Source organism: Skermanella stibiiresistens SB22 (assembly GCF_000576635.1).
Classification (GTDB): Bacteria; Pseudomonadota; Alphaproteobacteria; order Azospirillales; family Azospirillaceae; genus Skermanella; species Skermanella stibiiresistens.
The window spans coordinates 1-7,511 of record NZ_AVFL01000076.1 but is presented as its reverse complement, the minus strand read 5'-3'; the positions used below and the strand labels follow the sequence as shown (position 1 = coordinate 7,511).

Below are 7,511 nucleotides of genomic sequence, written 5' to 3'. Positions count from 1 at the left end.
GCGGGCCGCGCCGTGGTTGACGGCGGCGCGGCCCGCCCCGTAAGGTCTCGCCCGACTTGTTTCAACTTCTGCGCAGGATCGGCTTCGCCGCCCCACAGGATCGCCGATGGATCGATTGAAAGCCGCGTTGGAACGCCTGGACGAGGCGATCGACCATATCGAGGCGGCGCTTGATCGCCGCGAGACTCGGATCGCCGCCGAGCGGGACGACGCGGTGCGCGCCTTGGCCGCGGCCAAGGCGGCCGAGGCGGAGGCGCGGAACGTCGCCGACACCGTTTCGGAGCGATTGGATACGGCGATCGACCGGCTGCAGACCGTTTTGGAGGATTGAGAGCGGATGCCGCGTGTCGATGTCGCGCTCAACGGGCGCAATTACCTGATCGGCTGCGAGGATGGGCAGGAAGCTCGGCTTCGCCACCTCGCGGCCTACCTCGACAGCCAGCTTCGCGCCGTCGCTGGCCGGGCTCCCCTGGCGGGCGAGGCCCAGAGCCTCGCCATGGCGGCCTTGGTTGTCACCGACCAGTTGTTCGACCTCAAGGCGGAATACGACGCCCTGGCCGCCGAGGCGCGCGAGCCGGCGGCGGCGCCGGAGCCGGCTGGCATGGCCCCGGCCGAGGAGGACATGGTGGTCGCCGCCGTAGATCATCTGGCAAAACGCATCGGGGATATTGCGGCCAAGCTAGATCGTGCCTAGATTGGAGATCGGAAGGTTGCTGCGCGGTTCGACAGGCTGCTTTATCCCTGGGGCCGATAACCTATTACTCTCGGGAGCTGTCCCTGCCGTAACCTTGGTTATGGTACATGGCGCCCACCTGCCTAGGCAGGCCGCAGAGGATAGCAAACAAGCCAACGGCCAAGCGGCTCCTTCCACTTCCTCCTCCTGGGTGTCATGAGCGATCCCGCCGACATGCGCGAGGTCAAGAACCGCGCCCGCGCCGAGGCGAAGATCCGTCGGGCAGAGGCCAGCGCGGATGGTCTGACGGCGGCGCATGCCGTCAGCGACCGCCTCGCCGATCTTCTCCAGACTTTCGCGGATTCCACGATCGTCGCCGGCTACTGGCCGATCGGCAGCGAGCTTGACGTCAGGCCGGCCCTCTCCCATTTCGACCTCACCGGTTTCGGGTGTGCCCTCCCCATCGTCGTGTCCAAGGGCGAACCCCTGGTGTTCCGCTCCTGGACGCCACAGACCGTCCTGGAGCGGAGCGGCTTGGGCATTCTGGCGCCGGCGGCCACGTCTCCGGAAGTCGAGCCGGATGTCCTGCTGGTGCCTTTGCTCGCCTTCGATCGGGCGGGTTTCCGTCTGGGTTATGGGGCTGGCTTCTATGACCGCACGCTGGAGCGGCTGCGCCGGATCAAGCCGGTGACGGCGATCGGGGTGGGATATTCGGCGCAAGAGGTCGCGGATGTGCCGCGCGATCAGTATGATCAGCCGCTCGACTGGATCGTGACGGAAGCGTTCAGCCTGAGAATTTCAGAATAATTCAGAATAGATTGATGACGATATGAGAATCCTGTTCCTCGGCGATGTGGTCGGACGCAGCGGTCGCGAGGCGGCGCTCAAGCACGTGCCGGCGTTGCGCGCGGCGCTCAAGGTCGATTTCCTGATCCTCAACGGCGAGAACGCGGCCGGAGGCTTCGGGATCACCGACAAGATCGCCAACGAGTTCTTCGAGGTTGGCGTCGACTGCGTCACCACCGGCAACCATGTCTGGGACCAGAAGGAGTTGGTCGGGTCGATCGACCGCGAGCCCCGCATCCTCCGCCCGCTGAACTTCCCCGAAGGCACGCCCGGCCGCGGCGCCTCGATCTTCCAGTTGCGGGACGGCCGTAAGGTGCTGGTCATGAACGCGATGGCCCGGCTGTTCATGGACGCGCTGGACGATCCGTTCGCGGCGGTCGAGAAGGTCCTGCGCCTGCATCGGCTGGGCGGCGGCGTCACGGCCGCGGTGCTCGACTTCCACGGCGAGGCGACCAGCGAGAAGATGGCGATGGGCCATCATCTCGACGGCCGGGTGTCGCTGGTGGTCGGCACCCACTCCCACATCCCGACCGCCGATCTCCAGATCCTGAACGGCGGCACCGCGTTCCAGTCCGACGCCGGCATGTGCGGCGATTACGACAGCGTGATCGGGATGAAGAAGGACGTCTCGGTCGCCCGCTTCGTCCGCAAGCTGCCGACGGAGAGGATGACCCCGGCGGAGAACGAGGCGACAGTCTGCGGCGTCTTCATCGAGACCGACGACAAAACCGGCCTGACCCAGCGGGCCGAGCCGGTGCGTGTCGGTCCCAGATTGGCGAATCATCTCCCGGTGGTCGCCTAGGACCCGCCCCGACTGTTGGGCATACCCCGCGCGTATGGGTTAGATACGCCGTTTTTTCGACATATTGATAGGTCACAAGAGCGTGATCCAAGGTCGTCGCCATTCTCGCCGGAGACCCTGGTTCCGCGACCGTTCTGCCGCGTGCGGCTCTGTCCCAGGTGTGGTAGATACCAGCCATATCATCACTATCGAACACCCAGGAAAGCCTTTCGAAGGGCAGGTTCAAGCGCATGGCAGGTCATTCTCAGTTCAAGAACATCATGCACCGCAAGGGCGCGCAGGACATCAAGCGCGCCAAGATGTTCAACAAGTTCGCCCGGGAAATCAGCGTCGCGGCCAAGTCGGGTCTTCCCGACCCGGCCGCCAACCCGCGGCTGCGCGCCGCGATCATCGCGGCCCGGACGCAGAACATGCCGAAGGATCGCATCGACCGCGCGATCAAGAGCGGCAGTCCCGGCGGCGACGACGCCAACTACGAGGAGGTGCGGTACGAGGGTTATGGCCCCGGCGGCATCGCGCTGATCGTCGAGGCGCTGACCGACAACCGTAACCGCACCGCCGCCGAGGTCCGTTCGGCCTTCACCAAGCATGGCGGGTCGCTGGGCGAGACCGGTTCGGTCGCCTTCATGTTCAGCCGCATCGGTCTGATCGTCTATCCGGCCAAGGCCGCCGGAGCCGAGGCCATGTTCGAGGCGGCGCTCGAGGCCGGGGCGGAGAACGTCGAATCGACCGATGACGTCCACGAGATCACGACGGCGGTCGAGGACTTGTCCACCGTGCGCGACGCGCTGGAGGAGAAGTTCGGCCCGGCCGACAGCTCCGCGCTGACCTGGAAGCCGGTCAATACCGTGGCGCCCGACGAGGAGACCGCCGCAAGCCTGCTCAAGCTGATCGACGTGCTGGACGACAACGACGATGTCCAGACGGTCTCGGGCAACTTCGAGATCGCCGACGAGCTGCTGGAGCGGCTGACCGCCTGATGGCCACGCCGGGACCGTTCAGGCTGCTGGGGCTTGACCCTGGCTTGAGGCACACCGGCTGGGGCATCATCGATGTCCTCGGCAACCGGATGAGCCATGTCGCCAATGGTGCCATCCACTCCGATGGCGACCTGTCCCTGGCGGAGCGGCTTGTCCAGCTGCACGATGGCCTGACGGCGGTGATCGAACGCTGGCGTCCGGACGAGGCCGCCGTCGAGGAGACCTTCGTCAACAAGAACCCGGCCTCCACCTTGAAGCTGGGGATGGCGCGCGGCGTCGTGCTGCTGGTCCCGGCCAAGGCCGGATTGCCGGTGGCGGAGTACCCGACCAACCTCGTCAAGAAGTCGGTGGTCGGGGCGGGGCACGCCGACAAGAACCAGGTGCAGGTGATGGTCGGCATGCTGCTGCCCGGCGTCGAGATGAAATCGGCCGACGCGTCGGACGCGCTGGCGGTGGCGATCTGCCACGCCCACCACGCGGCGACCCGCAACGTCGTTATGGCCGCCGCGGCGGGGATGGCGGTGGCGGGCAGGGGAAGACGTTGATGATCGCCAAGCTATCCGGTCTGCTGGACACGGTCGGGACCGACCACTGCATCATCGACTGCGGCGGTGTCGGTTACCTCGTCTACTGCTCCGCGCGCACCCTGCGGCGCGTCGGCGACACGGGGGCCGCTGTCTCGCTGCGCACCGAGATGCAGGTGCGCGAGGACGCCATAACGCTGTTCGGCTTCATCGATCTGGCCGAGCGCGACTGGTTCCGCCGCCTGACCACCGTCCAGGGCGTCGGCGCGCGCGTGGCGCTGGCCCTCCTGTCGGTGCTGGAGCCCGATAAGCTGGGGCAGGCCATCGCGGCGCAGGACCGCACGGCGCTCGCCCAGGCCGACGGTGTCGGCCCGAAGCTGGCGAATCGGCTGATCAGCGAGTTGAAGGACAAGGTCGCCGACCTGCGGATGGGCGGCCCCGTCACCGGAGCCGATGGCGTCGTCGTGGCCGCCGGACCCGGCGCCACCAGCGATGCGGTGTCGGCGCTGGTCAACCTTGGCTATCGGCGCGCCGAGGCGTTCACCGCCGTGGCCGCGGCCGCCCAGAAGGCCGGCCCGGACGCCAAGGTCGAGCAGTTGATCATGATGGGATTGAAGGAGCTTAGCGCGTGATGGCGGCAGCCGAGCGGGACGATCGCATGGTGCAGGCCGAACCGATGATGGGGGAGCAGCCGGACAGCACGATCCGGCCGCTGACCCTGTCGGAATTCGTCGGCCAGCGCCAGGTGCGCGAGAACCTCGCCATCTTCATCCAGGCTGCGCGGGGCCGGAGCGAGGCGCTGGACCACGTGCTGTTCTTCGGCCCGCCGGGCCTGGGCAAGACGACGCTGGCCCAGATCGTCAGCCGCGAGCTTGGAGTCGGGTTCCGTTCGACCTCGGGGCCGGTCATCGCGCGGGCCGGCGATCTAGCGGCGCTGCTGACCAACCTCCAGCCCCACGACGTGCTGTTCATCGACGAGATCCACCGCCTGTCGCCCGCGGTGGAGGAAATCCTCTACCCCGCGATGGAGGACTTCCAGCTCGACCTGATCATCGGCGAGGGGCCGGCGGCGCGCTCGATCAAGATCGATTTGCCGCCCTTCACCCTGATCGGAGCCACCACGCGCTCCGGCCTGATCACGCGACCGCTCCGCGAGCGCTTCGGCATCCCGTTGCGGCTCCAGTTCTACGAGCCGGACGAGCTTGAGCTGATCGTCAGCCGCGCCGCCCGCGTGCTGGATTTGAACCTGACATCCGACGGCGCCGCCGAGATCGCCCTGCGGTCCCGCGGCACGCCGCGGGTCGCGGGCAGGCTGCTGCGCCGGGTGCGGGATTTCGCCGCCGTGGCCGGCGACACCGCCGTCGACGCCGCCGCCGCCGACGCGGCGCTGAACCGGTTGGAGGTCGATCGGCTGGGTCTCGACGGGATGGACAGGCGCTATCTCGGCTGCATCGCCGGCAACTACGCCGGCGGCCCCGTTGGCGTCGAAACCCTGGCGGCGGCCCTGGGCGAGCAGCGCGACGTGCTGGAGGAGGTGGTCGAACCCTACCTGATCCAGCAAGGCATGCTCCAGCGCACGCCCCGGGGCCGCATGCTGACCGACGGTGGCTTCCGCTATCTCGGCCTCAGCGTGCCGCAGATCCCCGCCCGGCAGCTCGATCTGCTGACGCCCGAGGGAGATCCCGATGAGTGAGAAGTTCGGCGGGGATCTCGACGGCGCGGTCCACCGCCTGCCGATCCGCGTCTATTACGAGGACACCGACGCCGGTGGCTTGGTCTATCACGCCAACTACCTGCGATTCGCCGAACGGGGGCGGACGGAACTGCTGCGGGCGCTGGGCAGCCATCACGCGGAGATCGCGGGCGACGCGGGTGTGTCGTTTGCGGTACGCAGGTGCGAGATCGACTTCCGCTCACCGGCGCGGCTCGACGACCAGCTTGAAGTCGAAACGCGGATAGCCGATATCCGCGGCGCGTCGATCGAGTTCGAGCAGACCATTTTCATGGCTGGGTTCAGGGCTGGCGCGCAAGATCGCCGGCTGCTCGTTCGCATTTTGTTAACCGTGTTCTGCATCAATCCGCAAGGGCGGCCCGTGCGTTTGCCCGAGCCGGTCCGGGCGACGCTGGACGAACTGCGAGCCCGCGGCGGCCCGAGCTGAGCCATTAGTTGACCAGGCCAATAGTTGAAAGGCGAGACCGACTACCATGGATCCTTCTGTCATCACATCCGGCGCGGCGGCGGTGTCCCACGACCTCTCCGTCTGGGGGCTCTTCATGGCCGCCGACGTGGTGGTCAAAGCCGTCATGCTCATGCTGTTCGTCGCCTCGATATGGTGCTGGGCGGTGATTTTCGAGAAGATCGTCAAGCTGCGCCGGCTGAACGCCCAGGCAGCCGACTTCGAGGAGAGCTTCTGGTCGGGCGGCTCGCTGGAGAAGCTGTACGAGGACGTCGGCAAGCAGCCGAGCGATCCGATGGCCGCGACCTTCGCGGCGGGCATGCGCGAGTGGCGTCACGCCAGCGAGCGGGCGATGGGATCCGCCGGCATCAAGGCCGGGCTGCAACAGCGGGTCGAGCGGGTGATGGCTGTCACCATCGGCCGCGAGATGGCGCGGGCGGAACGCTACATGTCGTTCCTGGCGACCGTCGGCTCGACGGCCCCGTTCATCGGGCTGTTCGGCACCGTCTGGGGCATCATGAGCAGCTTCACGTCGATCGCGGCCTCCAACAACACCAGCTTGGCGGTCGTGGCGCCGGGTATCGCCGAGGCCCTTTTCGCCACGGCGCTGGGCCTCGTCGCCGCCATTCCCGCCGTCGTCGCCTATAACAAGTTCTCGACCGATCTCGGACGCTACGCCGACCGGCTGGACGCCTTCTCCAGCGAGTTCAGCTCGATCCTGTCACGGTACCTGGAAGAGCGGGCCTGATCCATGGGTGCCCAGCTCGCCGGCAAATCCGAAGGTCGCGGCCGTCGCCGCGCGTATAAGCAACTGGCCGAGATCAACGTGACGCCGTTCGTCGACGTCATGCTCGTGCTGCTGATCGTCTTCATGGTCTCGGCGCCGCTGATGACGGTCGGCGTGCCGGTCGACCTGCCCAAGACGGCGGCGCCCTCGCTGCCGTCCGACAACAAGCCGCTGTTCATCACGGTGGATACCCAGAACAGGATCTATGTCCAGGAAACGGCGGTCGAGCTGGACAACCTCGTCCCGCTGCTGCGCGCGATCACCGAGAACAACCCGGAAGCCCGTGTGCTGGTGCGCGGTGACAGCAAGATCGCCTATGGCACCATGCTCCAGGTGATGGGCACGATAAGCGCCGGCGGGTTCTCCAAGGTCGGGCTGGTCGCCGAGCTGCCGCAACCCAAAGCCGCGGCGCGCTGAACCATGCGCAACGGCATCATCTTCTCGGTGGTGGTCCATCTGGCGGTCATCGCGATCGCCGTGATGGGCCTGCCGCTGATGCAGAGGCCGATCGAGATCCCGGAATCCATTCCGATCGACATCGTGGATGTCGGCGAATTGACCAACACCCGTATCGACGATCAGCCTCCGGCGCCACCGCGTCCGCCCCAGGCGAAGCCCGAGCCCGCACCCCAGCCGCCGCAGCAGCAGATGGCCCAGGCCGAGCCTCCGCAGCCGGTGCCGGTGCCGCCGCGTCCGCCCGAGCCGCCCAAGGTGGCCGAACC

Annotated in this window: 11 protein-coding genes, 1 other RNA gene and 1 pseudogene; all 13 read left to right on the top strand. The window is 67.2% G+C overall.

Annotated features, from left to right (window positions below; translation table 11 throughout):
- The first annotated feature begins 106 nt into the window (after nucleotides 1-106).
- Complete coding sequence (locus tag N825_RS35295; RefSeq protein ID WP_037462170.1) at nucleotides 107-331, top strand: hypothetical protein; 225 nt, start codon at nucleotides 107-109, stop codon at nucleotides 329-331.
- Between the two features lie 6 nt (nucleotides 332-337).
- Nucleotides 338-694 (top strand): cell division protein ZapA, encoded by a 357-nt coding sequence (locus N825_RS35290; RefSeq protein ID WP_037462168.1) that lies wholly within the window; start codon nucleotides 338-340, stop codon nucleotides 692-694.
- Nucleotides 695-707: 13 nt separating this feature from the next.
- A non-coding RNA gene (gene ssrS / locus N825_RS37635) (6S RNA) lies at nucleotides 708-868 on the top strand.
- 21 nt (nucleotides 869-889) lie between these two features.
- Nucleotides 890-1,480, top strand: a complete 591-nt coding sequence (locus N825_RS35285; protein ID WP_037462166.1) for a 5-formyltetrahydrofolate cyclo-ligase — start codon at nucleotides 890-892, stop codon at nucleotides 1,478-1,480.
- A gap of 22 nt (nucleotides 1,481-1,502) precedes the next feature.
- The gene (locus N825_RS35280; protein ID WP_037462163.1) at nucleotides 1,503-2,321 is read left to right on the top strand and encodes a TIGR00282 family metallophosphoesterase; all 819 of its coding nucleotides are present in this window, start codon (nucleotides 1,503-1,505) and stop codon (nucleotides 2,319-2,321) included.
- 230 nt (nucleotides 2,322-2,551) lie between these two features.
- Entirely contained in the window at nucleotides 2,552-3,301 is a 750-nt protein-coding gene (locus N825_RS35275) for a YebC/PmpR family DNA-binding transcriptional regulator (protein WP_037462161.1), read from the top strand.
- On the top strand, nucleotides 3,301-3,846 hold the full coding sequence (gene ruvC, locus N825_RS35270) for a crossover junction endodeoxyribonuclease RuvC (protein WP_037462159.1): 546 nt from the start codon (nucleotides 3,301-3,303) through the stop codon (nucleotides 3,844-3,846). Before N825_RS35275 ends, ruvC begins: the two co-directional genes overlap by 1 nt.
- Nucleotides 3,846-4,457 carry a Holliday junction branch migration protein RuvA gene (ruvA, locus tag N825_RS35265; RefSeq protein ID WP_037462157.1) on the top strand — a complete coding sequence of 204 codons (612 nt, stop codon included), beginning with the start codon at nucleotides 3,846-3,848 and terminating at the stop codon, nucleotides 4,455-4,457. The genes ruvC and ruvA overlap by 1 nt, the downstream gene beginning before the upstream one ends.
- A 44-nt stretch (nucleotides 4,458-4,501) precedes the next feature.
- Complete coding sequence (gene ruvB, locus N825_RS35260; protein WP_425423771.1) at nucleotides 4,502-5,518, top strand: Holliday junction branch migration DNA helicase RuvB; 1,017 nt, start codon at nucleotides 4,502-4,504, stop codon at nucleotides 5,516-5,518.
- On the top strand, nucleotides 5,511-5,984 hold the full coding sequence (ybgC, locus tag N825_RS35255; RefSeq protein ID WP_037462152.1) for a tol-pal system-associated acyl-CoA thioesterase: 474 nt from the start codon (nucleotides 5,511-5,513) through the stop codon (nucleotides 5,982-5,984). The genes ruvB and ybgC overlap by 8 nt, the downstream gene beginning before the upstream one ends.
- Before the next feature lie 46 nt (nucleotides 5,985-6,030).
- Complete coding sequence (gene tolQ / locus N825_RS35250) at nucleotides 6,031-6,750, top strand: protein TolQ (protein WP_037462150.1); 720 nt, start codon at nucleotides 6,031-6,033, stop codon at nucleotides 6,748-6,750.
- Between the two features lie 3 nt (nucleotides 6,751-6,753).
- The gene (locus N825_RS35245; RefSeq protein ID WP_037462147.1) at nucleotides 6,754-7,206 is read left to right on the top strand and encodes an ExbD/TolR family protein; all 453 of its coding nucleotides are present in this window, start codon (nucleotides 6,754-6,756) and stop codon (nucleotides 7,204-7,206) included.
- Between the two features lie 3 nt (nucleotides 7,207-7,209).
- A pseudogene (locus N825_RS35240) lies at nucleotides 7,210-7,511 on the top strand (hypothetical protein); the annotation flags it as partial.

Bases quoted from the DNA above. Each gene is read 5' to 3' on its own strand.
- ruvB (WP_425423771.1), top strand. From the start codon at position 4,502: ATGATGGGGGAGCAGCCGGACAGCACGATCCGGCCGCTGACCCTGTCG.
- N825_RS35295 (WP_037462170.1), top strand. From the start codon at position 107: ATGGATCGATTGAAAGCCGCGTTGGAACGCCTGGACGAGGCGATCGAC.
- ybgC (WP_037462152.1), top strand. From the start codon at position 5,511: ATGAGTGAGAAGTTCGGCGGGGATCTCGACGGCGCGGTCCACCGCCTG.
- N825_RS35280 (WP_037462163.1), top strand. From the start codon at position 1,503: ATGAGAATCCTGTTCCTCGGCGATGTGGTCGGACGCAGCGGTCGCGAG.
- N825_RS35290 (WP_037462168.1), top strand. From the start codon at position 338: ATGCCGCGTGTCGATGTCGCGCTCAACGGGCGCAATTACCTGATCGGC.
- tolQ (WP_037462150.1), top strand. From the start codon at position 6,031: ATGGATCCTTCTGTCATCACATCCGGCGCGGCGGCGGTGTCCCACGAC.
- N825_RS35245 (WP_037462147.1), top strand. From the start codon at position 6,754: ATGGGTGCCCAGCTCGCCGGCAAATCCGAAGGTCGCGGCCGTCGCCGC.
- ruvA (WP_037462157.1), top strand. From the start codon at position 3,846: ATGATCGCCAAGCTATCCGGTCTGCTGGACACGGTCGGGACCGACCAC.
- N825_RS35285 (WP_037462166.1), top strand. From the start codon at position 890: ATGAGCGATCCCGCCGACATGCGCGAGGTCAAGAACCGCGCCCGCGCC.
- N825_RS35275 (WP_037462161.1), top strand. From the start codon at position 2,552: ATGGCAGGTCATTCTCAGTTCAAGAACATCATGCACCGCAAGGGCGCG.
- ruvC (WP_037462159.1), top strand. From the start codon at position 3,301: ATGGCCACGCCGGGACCGTTCAGGCTGCTGGGGCTTGACCCTGGCTTG.